Here is a 19,888-nt window from a genome sequence, read left to right as displayed (position 1 = left end):
CTTGGAATGGAACCTTGAGTAATTTTCTAACCGAACACCTGATTCATCGAGATGAAGACTTTATGGTCATCCATAAGCCTGCAGGTATACTCACCGTTCCGGGGAAGACAGAAGACTTACAAGATTGTATGATCAATCGTTTAGTCAAACTAGAACCTAAAACTCTACTAATCCACCGTCTTGATCGCGATACCTCGGGTATCTTGGTTTTTGGTCTCAGCCGTTGGGGACAAAAAAAAATTTCTCGTCAGTTTCAAGAGCGCCAAACCGATAAAACCTATCAAGCGATTGTGGCTGGTCATCTAGAGGGTCAGGGCACTGTTGATGTGCCTGTCATTTATGATCCATCCCGTCCACCGTTACATATTGCAGAGCCTAGTCATAACAAGCCTGCTTTGACGGAGTGGAAAGCCATTGAGTATTTTGAAATACAGGGTCAGCCCGTGACTCGTGTAGCGCTCACCCCTATTACAGGGCGCTCGCATCAACTTCGTGTACATATGCAGTTTTTAGGTCATCCTATCGTGGGAGATACGCTTTATGCTGCGCCTGACCAGCAAGATTTGATGCCGCGTTTGTGTTTACACGCCGAGCGTTTGAGTTTTCATCATCCCCAAACCAATGAACGTATCGAATTTATTTGTCCAGTACCATTTTAAGTACGTGGAATCATCAAATTTGCTCACTTTTTTAGTGAGCTTTATGTCAAAATATATTGCTTAAAGGTGTATAATTTTGCTCAAATATCAAACAATGTTTGAGCATTAAATTTGCAGTCCTAACTTGTAGATAAAGGTGGAAAAATTGCAGCAGTTTGCTATTGGTCAACGTTGGTTATCAGATACTGAAACGGAACTCGGTCTAGGAGTTCTTATTGATGTAGATGAGCGATCTGTCAGCATCTTATTCCCTAAAAGTGATGAAACACGTGTATATGCACGGAATAATGCACCTTTATCACGTATCATTTTTAACGTGAACGATGAATTACAAGATCAAGAAGGCACCAAGTGGACGGTTGAATCACATGAAGACCGTCATGGTGTAGTGCGTTATAATGTTGTTCGTCGCTTAGAAGATAGTACGGAAGAACGTAAATCACTGAATGAGACTCGCATTGGCGCTCAAATTCAGCTGTCTAAACCGCTTGATCGCTTATTGGCAAGCCAAATTGACTATAAAGAATGGTACGACTTACGTATTGAAGCAATGCTGATGCAAGCCAATATGAAGTCGAGCCCTTTACGTGGCATGGTCGGTTCACGTGTCGGTTTGATTCCTCATCAGTTGTATATTGCACACGAAGTGGGTCAGCGTTTTGCTCCCCGTGTCCTTTTAGCCGATGAAGTGGGCTTAGGTAAAACCATTGAAGCTGGATTAATCATCCATCAACAGCTTAAAACGGGCCGTTCAGAACGCATCCTAATTTTGGTGCCTGATTCACTGCAATATCAGTGGATGATTGAAATGCGTCGTCGTTTCAATTTGAACTTCTCATTATTTGATTTAACCCGTACGGCTTCAATCAAAGAACATGACCCTGAACTGAATCCATTCCTGACTGAACAATGCATTATTGCGTCAATCGATTTGATGATTGACCATGATGACTTGCGTGAACAAGCCCTAGAAGCGGGTTTCGATCTGTTGGTGGTCGATGAAGCGCATCACTTGATGTGGAATGAAGAAGACGGTGGCAATGACCGCTATGACTTGATCGAAGAGCTAGCAGAAAAAACTCCGGGTGTTTTACTGTTAACGGCAACTCCAGAACAGCTGGGTGTGGAAAGTCACTTTGCACGTTTACGTTTACTTGACCCACAGCGTTTTAGTTCGCTGGATCGTTTCTTGGATGAAGAAACCCAGTATCAGCAAACTGCAAAAATTGCTGAAGTACTGATGTCAGATATGCCACTTGAAGAAGGGCATTTGGCTGCATTGGAAGGTTTGCTAGGGCATCGCATTGAAGATGCACCCGAACAACGTTTCCGTGCCATTCATGAGCTTTTAGACCGTCATGGTACAGGGCGTATTTTGTTCCGTAATACCCGTGAAGCCATTCAAGGCTTCCCAGGTCGTGACTGTCAACCTGCACCTTTGCCTGCACCAGAAAATTGGTCTAAAGACGGTAAATTGCGTGAACAAATGTGGCCAGAAGAAGCGCAGCTTGACGGTGCGTGGATGGAAGCTGACCCGCGTGTCATGTGGCTCATGGAAAAACTACGTACAGACTTAAAACATAAAAAAGTGTTGCTCATTGCACGTACTGGTCCCGTGGTTGAAGCGCTTGAAAATGTACTCCGCTTACATGCAGGTATTCGTACGGCAATGTTCCATGAAGGCATGAGTTTACTTGAGCGTGACCAAGCGTCAGCTTACTTTGCTGAAGAATCTTATGGTGCACAAATTTTACTGTGCTCTGAAATTGGTTCTGAAGGTCGTAACTTCCAGTTTGCATCGGATTTGATTTTATTTGATTTACCTGCAAACCCAGATGTACTTGAACAACGTATTGGTCGTTTGGATCGTATTGGTCAAGAAAACCGGATTCAAATTCATGTGCCGTATCTAATTGGAACAGCACAAGAACGTATGTTCCGTTGGTATAACGAAGCCTTGAATATTTTCAGTAATATCTCGCCAACTGCGCAAACTTTACAAGAAAACTTTATTGTTGAATTGAAAGATTGTTTACTGACAGATAAAGGTCAGCAGTTTGATGACTTACTCGAAGCAGTTAGCGTGCAACGCGAAGCTTTAGAAGCAGAGTTACAATCAGGTCGCGATCGTTTGCTTGAATACAACTCTTGTCGTCCAATTGTGGCGAAAGAAATTGTACAAGCGCTTGAGTCTTATGATGATAATACTACTTTACCAATGTTTATGAAGCGCTTTATGGCGTCGACAAACATTGATTTTGACGAGCAAAGCAACGGTACAGTTATCATTAAACCAACGGATCAAATGCAAGTTCAAGGTTTAACCTTGGACGAAGAAGGCATGACTGCGACCTTCTACCGCGATCAAGCTCAGATACGTGAAGATGCTCAGTATTTAACCCTTGAGCATCCATTTACTGAAAGTGTAATGGAAATGATCAATACTCAAGGTTTTGGTAGTACCAACGTTGCAGTGTTGAAGTCAGCGGCTTTACCGCAAGGTTCGGTGTTGTTGGAAGTGTGGTTTAAGGTCGATGTGGTTGCACCGAAAGCATTGAATTTGCCTTCAAGCTTACCGCAGCAGCTGGTTCGCGTTTTGTTAAGTGAAAAGGGTCAAGACCTGTCGCAGAAAATTGCGTCTGAAATCTTAAAACCGTACTTGCATCATTTGGATGGTAATAGCTGTCGTCAAGTCGTGAAAGCACGCCGTGAAGTGATTGAACAGCGTTATCTACAAGCATTGGAGCTTGCGCGTGCAGCTTTACCAAGCTTTGTGCAACAAGCGAAAGAAGTCTATGGTAGCAAGTGGCAATACGAAATTGACCGCCTGACTTACTTAAAGCAGTTTAATCCGAGTATTCGTGAAGATGAAATTTCGCGCCTACAAAAACTGCAAAAAGAAGGTCTTGGTTTGCTCGATGGCTTATCGGTCACACCAGAAGCAATTCAAGTGATGGTTGTGGTTAAACCATAATTGGAATTGCTGTATGAAAAGCACCTTCGGGTGCTTTTTTAATGAGTCCTTAAAAAAGGGATGTCTAAGTTGTATTTGAAAAGTAAACCATTGAAATTTTAAGCGCTTGCTTATGCTAGAATTTTCGCCATTAAAACTCTAATGTATCAAACAATAAATTATGTCTAAAGCTCTAGTAACAATGGGTTCAAAAACAACACATGGTGGCATAGTCACTGAGTGTGAAAACAGTTTTGTGATCAATGGCATTGCTGTGCATTTAAATGGAATGAAGCATTTTTGTCCAAAGTGTCGAATGGTGGTTTCTGCGATTGCAGCAGATCAGAGCACAACGGTCTTGGGGCGTGCTGTGGTGATTGCCGGAGACAAAACCAACTGTGGCGCAACTTTCTTAGGCAATCAAAATCTAACTGTTTCTGCAAAGTGATCTCAGATCAATCCCAGAATATTTTTAAAAATTGGCCGAAGTGATCAAAGTTCATGACTTAGGATTCATCCTGCACCATTTCGTTGGGATTAAAAAACGATTATGGTAAATAGGCTATAAAAACAATAGATCTGAATGAGATGAGCAAACCAGCCTTACACTTTACCCATGCAAATGGCATTCCCTCGGGCAGCTATCAAAAATTTTTCCAGTTTTTAAATCAAGATTTTGATGTCAAAGCGATCCCAATGATTGGTTTAGATCCGCGCTATCCTGTGGAATACCGTTGGGAAGCGTTGGTGGACCAAGTTATTTCAGATATTGAACAGCAGTTTCCACTGCAACAAGTGATTGGTTTAGGGCATTCTTTTGGTTCTTTACTCACGCTTATGGCGGCTTATAAAAATCCACAGTTGTTTTCGCAAGTGATTATCATGGATCCACCATTTGTGATTGGTTCCAAGGCCTTTTTATTTGAAGCGTTACAAAAGCTGGGATCGAAGTCCATTGAAAAACTCACCCCAGCTGCGGTGACCGTCAAACGTCGTGATCATTGGGAAAGTATTGAACAGGCCAGTCAGGCGCTCAGACCGAATCGTATTTTTAAAGACTTTGACGAACAGTGTTTTGCGGACTTTATAGAATGTGGTTTAAAAAGTGATCCGACTCGAAATGGGGTGACGCTAACCATTCCCAAACATACTGAAGCAGAGATATTCAGAACAGTGCCTGCATGGTGGTGGCGTACCCCACGCAAAGCACCTGATATGCCGATTCATGTACTGACTGCAAAAGATAGCCATTTCTATAAGCAAGGTTTACCCCAAGGGATGAAAAAAACCTATGCGATTGAGTATAGCGTGCTTGAAGGCGGGCATATGTTTCCACTGGAACAACCGAAACAGACCGCTGAATTTGTGCAACAGCTCATTGAAAAACAACGACGAAAGAAATAATCAGATATTTCAGCGAATCTGTTGGATGTAATCACAGATTAGCGAATCATCGCTTCATCCAAATGGCGTGAACCTTCCAAAATCATGCGAATCATAATCATGGTTTGTTCAGCCATTTTTTTACGCTCTACACTTGGCATATCAATCACTTTGGCACCCATATTGAAAACCAATTGGGTGATTGCCATGGACACCAATTCAGGGTGGAAGAGTTTACTATTATTTAAACGTTCTAAACGAATTAAATCGTCTTTGAGCTCTTGCTGGAAATAATTCAACTGTCTTTCGACCGCATTTTTATAAGATGCTGAACCCGTATATGCTTCGCGTAATAGCAGGCTTAAGTTGCCGTCATCCGCATCGAGTTGTTCAATAAAAACTTCGACTGAGCTACGAATAATACTTTCTTGGCGAATAGCCTTAATCCGTGCTTCATGCAAAATTTGACGTAGCACAACACCTGCACGTTCGATCAACTCAATAGCCAGTTCATCGGTATCTTTAAAATGACGATAAAAACTATTCGGTGCAATGCCTGCTTCACGTGCGACTTCACGCAAGCTTAGGGATGCAATACTTTTTTCAGGACCAATCAAATTTAAAGCAGCTTGAAACAGTTCATCTTTTGTAATCGTTGCTTTTCGACCAACACTACGTGCAAGCACTGGTGCATGTTGTTTTGAAGCTTCATGCTCTGTGTTGGTTGTATGGGTTTGAATGGTGGTCGGTGTCATATTTATCAAGCAATTAAATCAATCAGTTCATTATAGCCCCACTGGTCGGCATTGTGAAACGAAACGAAACAATCAGAGTATATATACAAATATATATACATGTGTATAATAATTCAAAATCTATGGCGTGGTCCTTTACTATGCAGATCCTTGAAAAAACTAAATCTCCTTTAACTGAGTATGCTGAGAGTGTTATAGACCGACACACAGCTAACTTTTGGCTTCAAAAAATCAACCCACTTTGGTCGATACACCAAGCTTTGGGTAAAGTGGTAAAAAAAGAGAAAGTTGCACACGATATGGTGAGTTTGACGCTGCAAACCAACCGTCACTTTCAAATGGGGCAAGCGGGACAGCACCATCCTGTATATGTCGTGGTTCAAGGCGTACGTTATGAACGCACCTATAGTTTGACCCAGATTGATGCGCAACATGTCTTGCTGAATGTAAAAATGGTAGACCAAGGCAAAGCAAGTCATTGGTTATGTAAACAGGCTCAAATCGGCGATGTTTTAGAATTCGGCCAGCCTTATGGTGATATGCAATTGACTGTAAATGATCTACAGTTAATTTTACTCGCTGCGGGCAGTGGTATTACCCCCATGGTGAGTTTATTGAAACGTTTAGATAAGACTGCCAAGCTTAAAAAGCAGCCTGTACATTTAATGTATTGGGTGAAAAAGCATACTGATGCAGCTTTCAAAGCATATTTTGAGCAGTTGGCAGCACAATACTCAAACTTCACATTTAGCATGTTTTATACCCAAGAGTCAGATGAAGGTGAGCGTTTAAACCAAAACCATGTGTCTAGACTGGATCAGATTGAAAATGCAACGGTATATGCATGCGGCCCTTCAGGGTTTGTGGCTACGGTTGAGCAGCTTTTCGCTCATGCCAATACCTTAAAAACTGAAGCGTTTAGCATGAGTCCATTTGCAAATGATGATGTTGGTTTTGTGAATATTACCTTAACAAAGTCGAAGAAGATTTTAAGCATTCCAAAAGGTCAATCCATTCTTGCAAGTTTGGAACAGCAAAATGTGAAGCCTCAACATGGCTGCCGTATGGGAATCTGTAATAAATGTGCCTGTAACAAAGTCGAAGGTTCGACTAAAAACTTGGTTAATGGTACAGAAAATTCTGAGCCTGGAAATTTTCTAAAAATTTGTGTTAATACGGCACAAACCAATCTTGTTGTTGATTTATAAGGAGAATAAATACAATGAATATGCCTGTTAAAGTTGAATATTTTAAAAACCCGAAGAATCGTGAGTTAACGACATCTGAGTTAGATGAACTTGCACGTGAGCTAGATGCCATTAAACAAGAAGTACTGGATGATATTGGCGAGAAAGATGCGCAATATATTCGTCGTGTCTATGCAGCGGTGCGTTATGCATCTATTGCAGGTCGTGCATGTTTGTTTGCTGGTTGGTTCCCACCTGCATGGGTGTTGGGCACGGGTTTGCTGAGTTTTGCTAAGATTATGGAAAACATGGAATTAGGTCATAACGTGATGCACGGTCAATATGACTGGATGAACGACCCTAAGTTTAATGGTCAAAACTATGAGTGGGACATCGTAGGTACAGCAGACAATTGGCGTCAGACCCATAACTATAAGCATCATACTTATACCAACATTAAAGGTATGGATGATGACATTGGCTATGGCCTGCTTCGATTATTCCCTGAACAACGTTGGAAACCGGGCTTTTTATTGCAACCGATTTATAGCATTCCATTTTGTTTGTTGTTCCAGTGGGGCGTTGCGATCCAAAACTTGGAATTAGGCAAATACTTCAAGGGGCGTAAAAGCAAAGCGCAGACTTTAGCCGAATGGAAACCTATGCAGCGAAAAATTGGTAAACAATTGTTTAAAGATTATGTATTTTTCCCACTTATTGCAGGACCTGCGGCATTGCCTGTCTTTACGGGAAATTTGGTTGCAAATGGTATTCGTAACATGTGGACATTTAGTGTGATTTTCTGTGGTCACTTCACCAAAGACGTTGAAGTTTTCCCGAAAAAAGTACTGGAAAATGAAAGCCGTGGTCACTGGTACATGCGCCAAATTCGTGGTTCGTCGAATTTAACCGGTTCAGAAGCGTTCCATATTTTGACAGGGCACTTAAGCCATCAAATTGAACATCACTTATATCCAGATGTACCTGCGCGTCGTTACCGTAAAATGGCGCCGAAAGTACAAGCGGTGTGTGAAAAGTATGGCATTAATTATAACAATGCAAGCTTAGTGAAACAGTATGGTAGTGTCATCAAACGTATTGTGAAATATGCGTTTCCCTTTAAAAAGTAAGTAAAAAAGCCACCTCATTTGAAGTGGCTTTTTTTGTTATTTACTAAATTGACGTAATGTCTTTACCAGATGATTGTAATCACCTTGTTTGGCAATGTTAAGCACATGTTCAATTTCATGTTTTAACCATTTTTGTTTTGAAGCATTTAAAGCGAACTGTGCCAATAATACAAATGGGCTTTCACCGAATTTGATCGAAAGACCTTTGACATACTTGGGTGGAGATAACTGTTCCATACTGATGCCTTTTTATAATTTAAGTGGAGTGGTTCTCAAAATATTTTTATTAGGCAAGATTTATCATAAATATATTTTTTGGTAAATAAAAAATGCTGAATTTTAATAATAAATATTTTCGAAAAACAATATGGTTAATTATTAACCCATGCTTAATAACTAGCTTATTTGGCGCTGATTTGATGTATTTGACAAGTCAGGAAGACTTAAATCTGTCCCTACCAAATAGCTAAAATCAGCCAAAGACAACATTTGTTTATCTTCAATGCTATTTCCATAAGCATAAACGGCATGATAACTATCCAGCTCATATTTTTCTTGGATACGTTGAGCTTTGTAGTCACAGCTACAGTCCGCAGTCAGATAGCGCCCTGTATAGCGTTGCTGGTCTTGTTCAACTTGGGTACAGATCAGATCGATTGAGAGTATTTCACACACATATTTTAAATAGATATCAATTGAGGCAGAGACCAAAACCACATCATCACCCAAACTTTGGTGTTGCTTCAGTTGGCTATACAGTGCTGGGTTGAGTCCTTTGATTAAAAGTTCTGCATAGCGTTTCGCATAAGCGTCAATTTCGCTCACTTCAGCTTGCTTAAACATCGCATGGAAGAGTTTAGAGCGCATATGATTGGCAGGATAAAAACCCAAATAATAACTTTGAATATAAGGCAGTACTTTTAAGCCTTGTAGGGCAATATGCCGTTTCGAGTGTACGTAGAAGATGAACCCCGTAAAACTGTCTTTGTCATACAGGGTGCCATCAAAGTCAAATAAGGCTAGATTTTTATGCGCTTTGCACGTTGCATGCATGTTTGATAACGTCCATTGACACGAGTGGCAAACCAGTTGGTATTGTAGTCACGGCTGAGCTTTGGACCAGAAATGACGACTTCTGGCATCATGGCATAGAAAGGTTCTTTTTTAGTGACTTCTTGATAAAGCTTAGCCACAGCACGATAGGTGGCTGTATCTTCAAATTTCTTCTCTTTCTCTTTTTTCAGGTCAGAGCGAATTTGACGCGGAGTAACCAAAATATTGTGCTGAGCGAAAACACTGATGAGTTCACGTTCTGATTGGCTTTTTGCAGATTTAGGTGAGCCATCTTTGCCATAAAGTAACAGGTCGCCGTCTAAATCAAGTTCTGCTTCAGTTAAGTCATTTAACATACTTTGGAAGGCTGCATTTCGACTTGAGTACATACCTGAGTTATAGTCGGCAAAACGGTAGAGCGGTTTGTCATAGTCAGCAGGGTACATCATCAGGCGGTGAATACCGTAATACAGACCACCATATTGGCTATAAAGGTCGGTACGTAGGTCAGCCATGCTGCCACCTTCACGTTTATTATCTTTGGCATAACCGATATGCACTTGCATTGAACCCAACGTGGTAATCGGGTTCATTTTTTCGCCTACATCCTGACCGACAAGTTTGGCTGCACCTGTGAGCGCACTGACGTGATAGTGCTTTGACATATAGTCAAAAATTTCACGGTACAGTTCATCCAGTTCGCGTTCTGTTTTAACTCGGCGCATTTGACTTAAATAGTTATCTTTAGGACTCGGCTGCTCTTTTAAAACCTGTTGGAAATAGCCTGCGATGGTGCCACCAATGGCATCACCGAGCTTATCTTTAAATTTTTCATCTAAGCGATCTTGGACTTCTTTAACCGCTTTTTCACCTAAACCATAAACTTGTGGATCTGCAACAAAGTTAGACTCTTGATCAACCACGGCAATGATCGAACACATATTCTCTTTATTTTGCGGAATACCAAACTGCTCTGAAATATCGTAAATATCTTCAGCCCATGAACGGCGGTCATTTACGCGTCCAGGAATGATGCGTGCGATTTGTTCAGCATTGAGCTTAGGCTCATCATCTGTCCACCATGAACGATCACCGCAGGCAGTTAAGCCTATAGATATGGCCAAGACACTTAGTGTTTTTAAACCAGAAGAAAGAAACAGCTTTTTATTCATAAACAGAGAACACATGATAAAAGGTGAGCCGAAACAGCAGATGCAGTATACTATGTCGGTCGAAAAAGTGATGAATTTATATGTATATTGGTCGGTGTCAACTGTCAAATCATCTGATTGTTGTTCGGATGGTAAGTAGGTCGGGTTGTTAAGAAAAATGAGTAGTATTTAGTCTGTTATCGGTTTTATTGTCCAGTGAATAGACTGTAATGACATTCTAAAAACAAATTTAAATTAATATTTGAAAAATAAAGTAAAAGGGTTAAGATCTAAAATTAGATCAAAAAATATACTTGTAATAATAATGAGGGGAGTATGGAAAATTTTATTAATAGACTAAGAAGCCATATTGAGCATGTGAAAAAAGTAGGTGGCCACTGTACTACAGAAGAAACAACTAGACAGGCTTTAATCCTTCCTTTATTAGATATTTTAGGTTTTAGCCCTTATGACCCGACTAAGGTACCTGCAGAATTTGCAGCTGATTTTCCAGGTGTGAAATCTACAGAAAGAGTTGATTATGCACTTTACTGTAATGGGCAACCTGTAAATGTTTAGGCTCTAGACTAGCAGAATAGATATTTTAGTCTAGAATAATGATAGAAAACAGCAAATTAAGTAACTATAAGATTAAAAAAATTATTCAGTGCTTTTGCATTGATATTCCTGCTTCTAAAACAGCCTTATTGCTTAACTTGAACCGTAATACCATCAACTATTGGTACATGCTTTTTAGAGAAGCAATCTACGATTATCAAACAGATTTAAGAGCAAAGTTTGTAGGTTCTATTGAAGTTGATGAGAGCTATTTTGGAGCAAAAAGACAACGTGGTTTTCATGGGAAGTTGAAGCGAGGTCGAGGTACTTTAAAACAACCTGTATTTAGAATATTTGAAAGGAATGGTCGAGTTTATACAGAAATAGTCCCTGATTGTAAAAAGACTACATTACAACAAGTTATCTTAGGTAAAGTTGTACTTGAAAGTGTAATTTATAGTGATGGTTGGCGTGGATACAATGGTTTGGTAGATGTTGGTTACTCAAAGCATTTTAGAGTAAATCATGGAGCGAATGAATTTGCCAGAGGACAATGTCATATAAATGGAATAGAAGCATTCTGAAGCTTTTGTAAAAGAAGGCTAGCAAAGTTCAACGGTATATCAAAAGAGTATTTTGATTATCATCTTAAAGAAACAGAATGGCGTTGGATGAGGGAGCTTAATGAGCTAGCAACAGAGTTGCGGGACCTCATTAGGTAAAACTAAGTGCAAATCTGCTAGTCTAGAGCCTACAATTCTAGGGCGTGACTGTCGTGCAAAAAAGCTATCAAAATGATGTTTCTAATTTTCGATGATTTATGAACATAGAGTTATGGGCTACAGCCAGAGCCTCGATAAAAAGCTTATCAAAAAGGCGGCTTTTTTATTTGTGCTATAGTTCAATTGTTACTTAACAGGCAGAACAATATGAATATCTGTATTGGTGGTGACTTGGATGGTCAAGTAGTGGTTTTAAATAAGATGCGATTTAATGCAAAAGAAATAGATCAAAATAAACCATCAAGCTATATCAAGCAAATGTATGTTAAGGGCGATCAAGTCTTAAATTTTTGGCGACATGCAGAAATGAAAATATGGGATGTTACTCATCAAGTTGAGTTGATTTTAGGAAAGAAAAACTAGCTAGAAGCGGGTAAATAAGCTTTATTCGCCTTTAGTGAAGATTTTCTTATCAATATGGATAAAAAGCATTTCATGTAGAGTTAGGTGTTAGCAATAAAATAATATGTTAAGGTCTATCTATTGCACGCTAAAAAGCTTATAGTGATACTGTATTAGAATTATTTATTTTATTGTATTTACTAAAGTTATTTCGCAATTGATTCAACTCTGCGGTTTATCCGATGTATATGATTTAAAAGATTAATTCTTATATTTTTCAAAATTTAAGAGAATATTTATGTCAAACATTACAACTGGTACCGTTAAGTGGTTTAATGAAACTAAAGGCTTTGGTTTTATTTCTAGCGATACTGGAGAAGACGTTTTTGCACACTTTAGCGAAATCCAATCAAACGGTTTCAAAGTGTTGAATGAAGGTCAACGTGTTCAGTTTACGATTGTAGCTGGCAAGAAAGGCCCTCAAGCAAGCTCTATCACAGTAATCTAAGAATATTGTGAATTAAAAAACCCGCTTCAGTTAGCGGGTTTTTTAATGGCAGCTTATTTACTATTCGGTTGTTAAGGCGTCGTACGCGCACTATCTTTAGGGGGTGAATGGCTTATTTAAAAAAACATATGAACAAATATTAATTGATTTATAAGAAATCTTTTGAAAGACTTATTAAAAATAGTAGAAAAATCCCTAGATAAAGGGATTTCAATGCCAAGTAATCAATATGAGAATAGGAATGAGGTGAAATTGTGATATTTGCTATGACACCGTAAAAGACTCTAGGAACGAGTTTAGTGATGAAAGTGTAAAAGCTGACTCGGAAAAATGGAGTGATCTATGAGTATTGTTGAATTATATGAAGTAAAGCGCCACTTACACTATGCCGATGATAGCAATGATGCATCATTAAAAAGCTTTATTGTTGTTGCTGACGCTATAATTAAAAATTATATTACAGATAATTTTGGATCGGAATATCCATCTGCCCTTAAACAAGCTGCTTTACTATTAATTGAATACTGGGAACAGCACAGCAAAGATGGGGGAGAGGTGTCTGTGAATGGTAACTACCTCCCGATACCCGTACTCTCTTTGCTTAATCTGTATCGTAAGCCCACTGTTTGATAGGTAATGTAGATAATTGTATGTATCTTTAGATAGGCATATTTGAAATTACGATAATTGTAATTGAGAATTATTTGCGTTTATTGGATTTGTGCTTTAGAATCAATTTCAAGAATAAAATAAAATTTGACAATGATGTTTCATTAACCCAGCTCTATTGATTCTCCAGAGGCTGGGTTTTTTATCTACTTTAACAAAGAAAAAAATTAGGTTAAATTATACCAATTGTTAAAATAAATATGAGAAGAATAGACCATGAATAAAAAATTTGAATTACATGTACTCAGCCAAATCTATGACTTTCTAATTGAAAGAGAAGGATTCACTGCTCTGAATCTTCATTTTAAGGTTATGGAATTTTTTAGGGAGTTACATGTAGGGGATAAGAGAGATTTTGTTATTTTGGCACCGAATAAAATTTCAGGTAATTTCGGTGAGGTTACTCATATTCATTTATTAAATATTCCACATTTCCATGAAAAGGATAAATTCATTCATTGGGCACATAAAGCTCTAAATCGCCAAGCGTCTCATCTGTAAAGAAAGAGAATGGGGTTGTTTCACAAATTAAACATTGAAATCTTTAGATTTTGATAAGTTATATTTTTAAATCGTGCTAGGCAAAAATGATGAAAATATTTGCAATAGTAAGTTTAGTTTTAATGCTGGGATTAACGGCATGCCAAAAAAGAGATACAGATACGAAAGAGCAGGATAAAACTACAACGCCACATTCCATGGATAAAGATCAGTAAGAAAAAGCTCGCCAAATGGTGGGCTTTTTCAAGAGTTAAAATGGTATAGTAGCGCTGTCCTTTAAGTACTTTTTTCTATGTCTGAAACCTATAAATACATTTACACCCAAATTAGTACATTTGGATCATTACCTACACATAAAGTTCTTATAAGTAGTGTAGGAAGGAAGACAAAATTAGTTTTCGCTGATAATACTTTTGTTTATAGTACAGTTTCTGATTGGGCTTTAAGTCATTCGGGGCTTGATTCTAGGAAATCAATATGGTCTGAAGAGCCTAAGTCATTTTTAGACAGTGAAAAAATAAGATTAAGCGTCTACAGAGCCTCACATCCTGCTTTTATCACTGAAGCAAGCATTGGTTAAACACCACCGGTTTTTTTATATTATGAGTATTTCATAGCCGCGGAACACATGATAAAAGATGAGCCGAAAGTGTAGATGCAGTATACTGTGCTGGTCGAAAAAGTGATGAATTCATATGTATATTGGTCCGTATCAACTGTCAAATAATTTGATTGTGGCTCCTATGGCAGGCGTAACTGACCGTCCATTTAGGTCTCTGTGCAAATACTTTGGTGCAGGGCATGCTGTCAGTGAAATGATGACATCAGACCAAACGTTACGAATGAGTAAAAAAAGCTTATATCGTGCTAATTTTGATGGTGAATTGGCGCCTATTTCAGCGCAAATTGCAGGATCAGATCCCAAAGAGTTGGCGGAAGCTGCACGATATCAGGTCTCAAATGGTGCTCAAATTGTGGACATCAATATGGGGTGTCCTGCCAAGAAAGTCTGTAACAAACTGGCAGGTTCTGCACTTTTAAAAGACGAAGACTTGGTGGCTCGAATTTTGGATGAAGTTGTTGCCGCAGTTGATGTACCTGTAACACTTAAAACTCGTTTGGGTTTTTTGAATGGCCATGAAAATATCTTGCATGTAGCGAAACGTGCGGAAGAGGCGGGTGTTGCTGCGTTAGCATTGCATGGGCGGACCCGTGAAGACATGTATTTGAATACGGCTCGTTATGATTTGATTAAAGAAGTAAAACAGCTGATTCGTATACCCGTGGTTGCCAATGGGGATATTGATAGTCCAGAAAAAGCCAAATATGTACTCGATTATACCGGTGCAGATGCAATTATGATTGGTCGCGCTGCGCAAGGGCGTCCATGGATATTTCGTGAAATCGCACATTATTTGGAAACAGGGGAACATTTGGCCGCACCAAGCATTCAAGAAGTAAAAGAAGTTCTACTTGGACATCTTGCTGAACTGTATGCATTTTATGGAGAATACTCTGGCTGCCGAATTGCACGTAAACATATTGCTTGGTACACCAAAGGTTTACGTTCAAGTAATGAATTTCGGCAGAACATGTACAAAGTGGAAAGTACAACTGAACAATTTAAAGTGGTCGCTGACTACTTTGACCAGTTACTCATACATGGTGAAACCATGAATGACGTACAGGTTGAACAGGTCAATTTGTTAGAAACCAATTAAACAAAGCTCCACGTATGGAGCTTTGAGTGAATAACGTGACTTAATAACTGACTTGTTGCATTTCAACCAACAATTGGTTAATTAAGTCAGGGGCTTCCATGGCACGAATTTGCGAAACATTCGTACCTGCCCAAAATGCACCAAAGCCTTGATCGCCTTGTTTAGTCGCTGCGGCATGTAATTGTTTCCCTAGATCATAACAGTATGGGTATGCAGCAACCGCAGGGCGGTTCTGTAAATCAATCTGGGTATGCCAGTGACCCAGTAAGCCGCGAGCAGGGCGACCTGAAATACTGGCACTTATTTGTGTGATGTGCTCATGGAAAAGTGCATGACGGTAGGCCTCATTGGCATTTGATGTTTTGCATTGTACGAAAGCTGTTCCCAACTGTACCGCACTCGCGCCGAGGCTTAACATCTGCTGAGCCTGTGTACCATTCATAATGCCACCCGCAGCAATAATCGGGCACCGACAGTGCTGAGTCAGAAGTTGTACAAGGTCGACCGTACGTATTGCACTATCAAAATGTTCATTAAAAATCCCGCGATGTCCACCTGCTTCTATGCCTTGAGCAATAATAAAATCAATTCCTGCTGCTTCAATGGCCCGTGCTTCCGCTAGGTTGGTTGCAGAAACCATGGTTAAAATGCCAGCGTCTTTTAGCGCCTGTATTTGATGCGGATGCGGAATACCAAAGTGGAAACTGACGGCTTTAGGGCGAGTTTCAAGTACGACATTTAAAAAGTCATCATTGTCCAAAAAGCTATGATAAATACAGTGCAGTTGAGTAGGTGGTTCTGCATTGTATTGTTCAAAATAAGGTCTTACAAAATCAATCCATGTTTGTGCGATAGCTGGATCAATTTCGGCACTTTGATGACAGAAAAAATTAACTTGAAAAGGTTGTTCGGTCAGTGCTTGGGTTTTTAAAATTTGGCTAAATGCGGTTTCTGCGGTGTTTGCACCTAATCCAAGTGAGCCTAGCCCGCCTTGATTTGAAACTTCCGCCGCAAGCTCTGGTGTAGAAACACCGGCCATCGGTGCAAGGAAGATAGGATGTTTAATTTCAAGACGTTCTAATAATAAAGACATGTACTTGCTCCTTTTACATATAGACACTTTGCCCAAGCACTGCAAAATTGGCAAATAATATTCAGTATTTTCTCGAAAAATATCTAAAGCAATCACGTTTATTTTTCGGTTTTTAGCGACAAACTCTGTCGTTGGGTATGTGTATTGGCAATGCTTTTAGTCTGAAATTTTTTATACTTTTATTTTAGATTTTACTGAGGACCGTCATGACCGATCGTATCCGTGAAAAGCTACAGATTTTAGCTGATGCAGCTAAATATGACGTGTCCTGTTCGTCCAGTGGTAGCAATCGTAAAAACAAAGGCAAAGGTTTGGGGAACACAGGAAACGGTATTTGCCATAGTTATACAGAAGATGGTCGCTGTGTTTCATTGCTTAAAATTCTATTTTCAAATGTCTGTATTTTTGATTGTTCGTACTGTGTTTCTAGGCGCTCTAACGATGTCAAACGAGCCGCTTTTACTGTACAAGAAGTCGTAGATTTAACCATTAACTTTTACCGCCGCAATTATATTGAAGGTTTATTTCTCAGTTCAGGTATTTTTAAATCAGCTGATTTCACTATGGAGCGAATGCTACAAGTGGTGAAAAAGTTACGCCTTGAAGAGAACTTTAATGGTTATATTCATCTAAAAACGATACCTGGTGCTTCACAAGAGATTATTACCGAGGCGGGCTTATATGTAGACCGCATGAGTATTAACTTGGAAATGCCAACGGAAGTTGGTTTAAAACAGTTTGCACCTGAGAAATCACATGCAGAAGTACAAAAGGACTTGGGCATTGTCCGCGATCGCTTAATTCAGTTGACGGATGAACGACGTGTAATTCGGCATGTGCCGAAGTTTGTACCCGCGGGACAAACCACTCAGATGGTGGTGGGCGCACATCAAGAAACAGACAAAGATATTATTTTAATGGCGGATCACCATTACAAAGTGTATCAGCTCAAACGAGTGTATTTTTCAGGTTATATTCCAATCAATGAACAGGAAAAAATGCTTCCTGTTGTGGGTTCTGCTCCGCCATTATTAAGAGAAAATCGGCTGTACCAGTCGGATTGGCTCATGCGTTTCTATGGTTTTGATGCGCAGGAAATTGTGAATGATCAGCATCCGAATTTAGATTTGGACATTGACCCGAAGCTAAGTTGGGCACTACGTAACCCTGAGCATTTCCCTGTTGATATTCAACATGCAGACTATCGTATGATTTTACGTGTTCCGGGTATAGGGGTGCAATCGGCTAAAAAAATTGTGCAAGCTCGTCGTTTTGGGCAGCTTCATATCGATCAACTAAAGCGTATGGGCATTGCTTACAATCGGGCACAGCATTTCATTCGCTGTGCCGATACGCCAAAGTTTAAAAAAGAACAACAAGCGAACCAGATTCGGCAGCACATTTTGCAATCGGGGCAATCCAAATATCAAAAACAGCTTTCGCCTCAACTAGGCTTTGGTTTTTAGTATGTCGACATATCACTTTGATCAAAGCATGACTGGACTACTGAGTTGTGTATATAGAAGCTTTCAGTTTAAAGATTTTGACGTCAAGCTTGCATCTAACAATTCCCAAACCAGCTTGTTTGATGAGTGTATTGAGGTTGCTTCAAATGACGAACACGCAGAGCGAGTTTGGCGAGGGTTAAAGCAAAAAATTACGGCTGAAAGGCTACGATCTTTTTATTATTGCTTTCTGTCTGAGCAGGAGGAGGCACATCAACATCTTTTTAATTTCTGTATCTATGTGTTTAAAAATACACATTCTGTAGATCGTAACTATGCGCATGCGGATATATTGGCTGTTTCGCAGTGGGCCAAGCAAGTGGGCAGAGAAAAGCACCGTATGGAAGCTTTTGTCCGCTTTAAAAAATGTCAGGATGGATTGTTTTTAAGTTTGGTACAGCCAGATTTTAATGTTTTACCGCTGATAGAACGACATTTTAGAAACCGATATCAAGATCAAAGATGGTTGATTTATGATGAAAGAAGAAATTTTGGAATTTATTATGATTTGACAGCTGTGCATCAGGTAGAAATGGATGTAGATCAAATTGATCATGCACACAAAGTCGGACACAGTCAGTCCTTTAGTGTTGAATTAGATGATGATGAGCTGCTGTATGACCAGTTATGGAAAGATTATTTTAAAAGTATCAACATCGAGGCAAGAGCAAATATCAAACTACATGTGCAATATGTTCCTAAACGCTACTGGCGTTATATGAATGAAAAAACAATCTAGCGAGATGTAAGTAAGGCGTTGACTCATCATTTTCTATGATGTTTTGAGCTGTTATGGGAAGGGGAACAGACGTTAAGCAATTGATGCTAATTAAAAAATAAGCTGTTGCACCTGTAGAATGGAACCTCAATCATCAGTAATAGTGCATCTGAGTAGTGGCTCAGAGAAAAATGTGCAAGCTTAAAGTTGATGATAAATGATGCTATAAATAGTAAAAAGCCCATTCAATCCATGGACTTTTTACATTTTAATAGGTAGTCTGCTATCGCTTTTCGTGTTGTTGACGTTAAACATGCACATTAAATAGGGAACCAATCCAACTAGAAAATAGCATCGCAAAAATTCCCCATAGTGTCACACGAAATGCACCTGTCCACATAGAAGTCCCAGAAAAGTAGCTCGATAAAGCCCCTAAACCGAACAATGATAGTACCCCTGTTAGGGCAACTGACTGAGTCAGATAACCTTGAGGGCTTAATAGAATGGCCAGCATAGGAAACAGAGCACCTAGTGAAAAGGCGAGGGCAGAAGAACCCGCGGCTTCAGGCGGCTTGGCACTGGTATTTTCATGGATGCCTATTTCATCACGAGCATGTGCAGACAGTGCATCATGTGCGCTGAGTTGTACTGCGACTTCATGTGCCAGTTTGGGTTCTAGTCCACGTTGTATATAAATTTGGGTCAGTTCTTTAAGTTCTAAGTGCGGGTTCTTATCTAATTCTCGGGCTTCATGTTTTAAATCGGCTTCTTCAATATCCGATTGAGACTTCACCGAAATATACTCACCCGCAGCCATAGAGCTTGCACCTGAAATGAGCCCGGCAATACACGTGATGAGTAAGGTATGGCTGGTTGCACCACTGGCTGCCATCCCCATAATCAAACTGGTCACTGAAATGATGCCGTCATTGGCACCCAATACCGCTGCACGTAGCCAACCAGTACGATGAATTAAATGAGGTTCAACATGGTGAGAGTAGGACATGACGATAGATCATCCTCAAATTTTAAAATTATGATTTGTTTAATAATGCACGTTTCCTCTACTATAGCACAGCCCATAAAAAAGCCTCCGAGTGGGAGGCTTTTTTAAGCTTAGAAATGTCCCGTCCTGAAATAAGTTTACACCTTAAGAGACTTATTTTATGGAACATGCACGAGAACAACGAGTTAAACGTACACAACGTGATTATAGCTTG

21 protein-coding genes and 2 pseudogenes are annotated in these 19,888 nt (G+C 39.6%); 17 read left to right on the top strand and 6 right to left on the bottom strand.

Annotated features, from left to right (window positions below; genetic code table 11):
- Positions 1-14: 14 nt before the first annotated feature.
- From ACG9ZB_RS13235 to ACG9ZB_RS13220, 4 genes are all read left to right on the top strand, one after another.
- Entirely contained in the window at positions 15-659 is a 645-nt protein-coding gene (locus ACG9ZB_RS13235; protein ID WP_419326204.1) for an RluA family pseudouridine synthase, read from the top strand.
- 136 nt (positions 660-795) lie between these two features.
- A complete protein-coding gene (gene rapA / locus ACG9ZB_RS13230) occupies positions 796-3,633 on the top strand; it encodes an RNA polymerase-associated protein RapA (protein WP_419326202.1) in 2,838 nt (945 codons plus the stop codon).
- Positions 3,634-3,793: 160 nt separating this feature from the next.
- Positions 3,794-4,060 carry a PAAR domain-containing protein gene (locus ACG9ZB_RS13225; RefSeq protein ID WP_005399638.1) on the top strand — a complete coding sequence of 89 codons (267 nt, stop codon included), beginning with the start codon at positions 3,794-3,796 and terminating at the stop codon, positions 4,058-4,060.
- Positions 4,061-4,200: 140 nt separating this feature from the next.
- Complete coding sequence (locus ACG9ZB_RS13220) at positions 4,201-5,016, top strand: alpha/beta fold hydrolase (RefSeq protein ID WP_419326200.1); 816 nt, start codon at positions 4,201-4,203, stop codon at positions 5,014-5,016.
- Positions 5,017-5,054: 38 nt separating this feature from the next.
- On the opposite strand, the gene fabR is transcribed toward ACG9ZB_RS13220, so the two are convergent.
- The gene (fabR, locus tag ACG9ZB_RS13215) at positions 5,055-5,750 is read right to left on the bottom strand and encodes an HTH-type transcriptional repressor FabR (RefSeq protein ID WP_348930039.1); all 696 of its coding nucleotides are present in this window, start codon (positions 5,748-5,750) and stop codon (positions 5,055-5,057) included.
- 140 nt (positions 5,751-5,890) lie between these two features.
- Between fabR and ACG9ZB_RS13210 the strand changes: the two genes are divergently transcribed.
- Complete coding sequence (locus ACG9ZB_RS13210; RefSeq protein WP_419326198.1) at positions 5,891-6,958, top strand: ferredoxin reductase; 1,068 nt, start codon at positions 5,891-5,893, stop codon at positions 6,956-6,958.
- Positions 6,959-6,972: 14 nt separating this feature from the next.
- Complete coding sequence (locus ACG9ZB_RS13205) at positions 6,973-8,067, top strand: fatty acid desaturase family protein (RefSeq protein WP_419326196.1); 1,095 nt, start codon at positions 6,973-6,975, stop codon at positions 8,065-8,067.
- 36 nt (positions 8,068-8,103) lie between these two features.
- Here ACG9ZB_RS13205 and ACG9ZB_RS13200 read toward each other — a convergent pair whose 3' ends face one another.
- The 3 genes from ACG9ZB_RS13200 to ACG9ZB_RS13190 all read right to left on the bottom strand — a co-directional run bounded on the left by ACG9ZB_RS13200 (position 8,104) and on the right by ACG9ZB_RS13190 (position 10,292).
- On the bottom strand, positions 8,104-8,304 hold the full coding sequence (locus ACG9ZB_RS13200) for a hypothetical protein (RefSeq protein WP_419326194.1): 201 nt from the start codon (positions 8,302-8,304) through the stop codon (positions 8,104-8,106).
- 159 nt (positions 8,305-8,463) lie between these two features.
- Positions 8,464-9,120 carry an HAD-IB family hydrolase gene (locus ACG9ZB_RS13195; protein WP_419326192.1) on the bottom strand — a complete coding sequence of 219 codons (657 nt, stop codon included), beginning with the start codon at positions 9,118-9,120 and terminating at the stop codon, positions 8,464-8,466.
- A complete protein-coding gene (locus tag ACG9ZB_RS13190; protein WP_419326189.1) occupies positions 9,087-10,292 on the bottom strand; it encodes a DUF1615 family protein in 1,206 nt (401 codons plus the stop codon). The genes ACG9ZB_RS13195 and ACG9ZB_RS13190 overlap by 34 nt, the downstream gene beginning before the upstream one ends.
- 315 nt (positions 10,293-10,607) lie before the next feature.
- Between ACG9ZB_RS13190 and ACG9ZB_RS13185 the strand changes: the two are divergent.
- The 9 genes and pseudogenes from ACG9ZB_RS13185 to dusB form a co-directional block, all read left to right on the top strand.
- Positions 10,608-10,841 (top strand): annotated as a pseudogene (locus ACG9ZB_RS13185) (type I restriction endonuclease subunit R); the annotation flags it as partial.
- Positions 10,842-10,888: 47 nt separating this feature from the next.
- Positions 10,889-11,551 (top strand): annotated as a pseudogene (locus ACG9ZB_RS13180) (IS1595 family transposase).
- A 207-nt stretch (positions 11,552-11,758) separates the two neighbouring features.
- A complete protein-coding gene (locus tag ACG9ZB_RS13175; RefSeq protein WP_419326187.1) occupies positions 11,759-11,974 on the top strand; it encodes a hypothetical protein in 216 nt (71 codons plus the stop codon).
- Between the two features lie 277 nt (positions 11,975-12,251).
- Complete coding sequence (locus ACG9ZB_RS13170) at positions 12,252-12,461, top strand: cold-shock protein (RefSeq protein ID WP_004693516.1); 210 nt, start codon at positions 12,252-12,254, stop codon at positions 12,459-12,461.
- A gap of 342 nt (positions 12,462-12,803) precedes the next feature.
- The gene (locus ACG9ZB_RS13165) at positions 12,804-13,091 is read left to right on the top strand and encodes a head-tail connector protein (protein WP_419326185.1); all 288 of its coding nucleotides are present in this window, start codon (positions 12,804-12,806) and stop codon (positions 13,089-13,091) included.
- A 255-nt stretch (positions 13,092-13,346) separates the two neighbouring features.
- Positions 13,347-13,631 carry a hypothetical protein gene (locus tag ACG9ZB_RS13160; protein WP_234304855.1) on the top strand — a complete coding sequence of 95 codons (285 nt, stop codon included), beginning with the start codon at positions 13,347-13,349 and terminating at the stop codon, positions 13,629-13,631.
- 89 nt (positions 13,632-13,720) lie between these two features.
- Positions 13,721-13,846 carry a hypothetical protein gene (locus tag ACG9ZB_RS13155; protein ID WP_017397253.1) on the top strand — a complete coding sequence of 42 codons (126 nt, stop codon included), beginning with the start codon at positions 13,721-13,723 and terminating at the stop codon, positions 13,844-13,846.
- Positions 13,847-13,923: 77 nt separating this feature from the next.
- The gene (locus ACG9ZB_RS13150; RefSeq protein ID WP_419326183.1) at positions 13,924-14,211 is read left to right on the top strand and encodes a hypothetical protein; all 288 of its coding nucleotides are present in this window, start codon (positions 13,924-13,926) and stop codon (positions 14,209-14,211) included.
- 115 nt (positions 14,212-14,326) lie between these two features.
- On the top strand, positions 14,327-15,352 hold the full coding sequence (dusB, locus tag ACG9ZB_RS13145; protein ID WP_419326181.1) for a tRNA dihydrouridine synthase DusB: 1,026 nt from the start codon (positions 14,327-14,329) through the stop codon (positions 15,350-15,352).
- A gap of 40 nt (positions 15,353-15,392) precedes the next feature.
- On the opposite strand, the gene ACG9ZB_RS13140 is transcribed toward dusB, so the two are convergent.
- A complete protein-coding gene (locus ACG9ZB_RS13140; RefSeq protein WP_419326179.1) occupies positions 15,393-16,445 on the bottom strand; it encodes an NAD(P)H-dependent flavin oxidoreductase in 1,053 nt (350 codons plus the stop codon).
- A gap of 206 nt (positions 16,446-16,651) precedes the next feature.
- On the opposite strand from ACG9ZB_RS13140, the gene ACG9ZB_RS13135 reads away from it, so the two are divergent.
- Both ACG9ZB_RS13135 and ACG9ZB_RS13130 read left to right on the top strand, forming a co-directional pair.
- Entirely contained in the window at positions 16,652-17,911 is a 1,260-nt protein-coding gene (locus tag ACG9ZB_RS13135; RefSeq protein ID WP_419326177.1) for a putative DNA modification/repair radical SAM protein, read from the top strand.
- 1 nt (position 17,912) lies between these two features.
- On the top strand, positions 17,913-18,689 hold the full coding sequence (locus ACG9ZB_RS13130; protein ID WP_419326176.1) for a TIGR03915 family putative DNA repair protein: 777 nt from the start codon (positions 17,913-17,915) through the stop codon (positions 18,687-18,689).
- Between the two features lie 286 nt (positions 18,690-18,975).
- On the opposite strand, the gene ACG9ZB_RS13125 is transcribed toward ACG9ZB_RS13130, so the two are convergent.
- Complete coding sequence (locus ACG9ZB_RS13125) at positions 18,976-19,674, bottom strand: VIT1/CCC1 transporter family protein (RefSeq protein WP_419326174.1); 699 nt, start codon at positions 19,672-19,674, stop codon at positions 18,976-18,978.
- Positions 19,675-19,888 lie beyond the last annotated feature (214 nt).

This window comes from Acinetobacter johnsonii, from assembly GCF_048551975.1.
GTDB classification, from domain to species: Bacteria; Pseudomonadota; Gammaproteobacteria; order Pseudomonadales; family Moraxellaceae; genus Acinetobacter; species Acinetobacter johnsonii_A.
Note: the sequence above shows the minus strand (reverse complement) of the source record. Positions and strands in the feature narration are given on the sequence as shown.

What these genes read in the sequence shown, in the direction of transcription:
- ACG9ZB_RS13160 (WP_234304855.1), top strand. Translation starts at nt 13,347, where the DNA reads ATGAATAAAAAATTTGAATTACATGTACTCAGCCAAATCTATGACTTT.
- ACG9ZB_RS13195 (WP_419326192.1), bottom strand. Translation starts at nt 9,120, where the DNA reads ATGCATGCAACGTGCAAAGCGCATAAAAATCTAGCCTTATTTGACTTT.
- ACG9ZB_RS13175 (WP_419326187.1), top strand. Translation starts at nt 11,759, where the DNA reads ATGAATATCTGTATTGGTGGTGACTTGGATGGTCAAGTAGTGGTTTTA.
- ACG9ZB_RS13225 (WP_005399638.1), top strand. Translation starts at nt 3,794, where the DNA reads ATGTCTAAAGCTCTAGTAACAATGGGTTCAAAAACAACACATGGTGGC.
- ACG9ZB_RS13165 (WP_419326185.1), top strand. Translation starts at nt 12,804, where the DNA reads ATGAGTATTGTTGAATTATATGAAGTAAAGCGCCACTTACACTATGCC.
- ACG9ZB_RS13130 (WP_419326176.1), top strand. Translation starts at nt 17,913, where the DNA reads ATGTCGACATATCACTTTGATCAAAGCATGACTGGACTACTGAGTTGT.
- ACG9ZB_RS13140 (WP_419326179.1), bottom strand. Translation starts at nt 16,445, where the DNA reads ATGTCTTTATTATTAGAACGTCTTGAAATTAAACATCCTATCTTCCTT.
- ACG9ZB_RS13135 (WP_419326177.1), top strand. Translation starts at nt 16,652, where the DNA reads ATGACCGATCGTATCCGTGAAAAGCTACAGATTTTAGCTGATGCAGCT.
- ACG9ZB_RS13220 (WP_419326200.1), top strand. Translation starts at nt 4,201, where the DNA reads ATGAGCAAACCAGCCTTACACTTTACCCATGCAAATGGCATTCCCTCG.
- ACG9ZB_RS13125 (WP_419326174.1), bottom strand. Translation starts at nt 19,674, where the DNA reads ATGTCCTACTCTCACCATGTTGAACCTCATTTAATTCATCGTACTGGT.
- ACG9ZB_RS13190 (WP_419326189.1), bottom strand. Translation starts at nt 10,292, where the DNA reads ATGAATAAAAAGCTGTTTCTTTCTTCTGGTTTAAAAACACTAAGTGTC.
- ACG9ZB_RS13170 (WP_004693516.1), top strand. Translation starts at nt 12,252, where the DNA reads ATGTCAAACATTACAACTGGTACCGTTAAGTGGTTTAATGAAACTAAA.
- ACG9ZB_RS13155 (WP_017397253.1), top strand. Translation starts at nt 13,721, where the DNA reads ATGAAAATATTTGCAATAGTAAGTTTAGTTTTAATGCTGGGATTAACG.
- ACG9ZB_RS13205 (WP_419326196.1), top strand. Translation starts at nt 6,973, where the DNA reads ATGAATATGCCTGTTAAAGTTGAATATTTTAAAAACCCGAAGAATCGT.
- fabR (WP_348930039.1), bottom strand. Translation starts at nt 5,750, where the DNA reads ATGACACCGACCACCATTCAAACCCATACAACCAACACAGAGCATGAA.
- dusB (WP_419326181.1), top strand. Translation starts at nt 14,327, where the DNA reads ATGTATATTGGTCCGTATCAACTGTCAAATAATTTGATTGTGGCTCCT.
- ACG9ZB_RS13210 (WP_419326198.1), top strand. Translation starts at nt 5,891, where the DNA reads ATGCAGATCCTTGAAAAAACTAAATCTCCTTTAACTGAGTATGCTGAG.
- ACG9ZB_RS13200 (WP_419326194.1), bottom strand. Translation starts at nt 8,304, where the DNA reads ATGGAACAGTTATCTCCACCCAAGTATGTCAAAGGTCTTTCGATCAAA.
- ACG9ZB_RS13150 (WP_419326183.1), top strand. Translation starts at nt 13,924, where the DNA reads ATGTCTGAAACCTATAAATACATTTACACCCAAATTAGTACATTTGGA.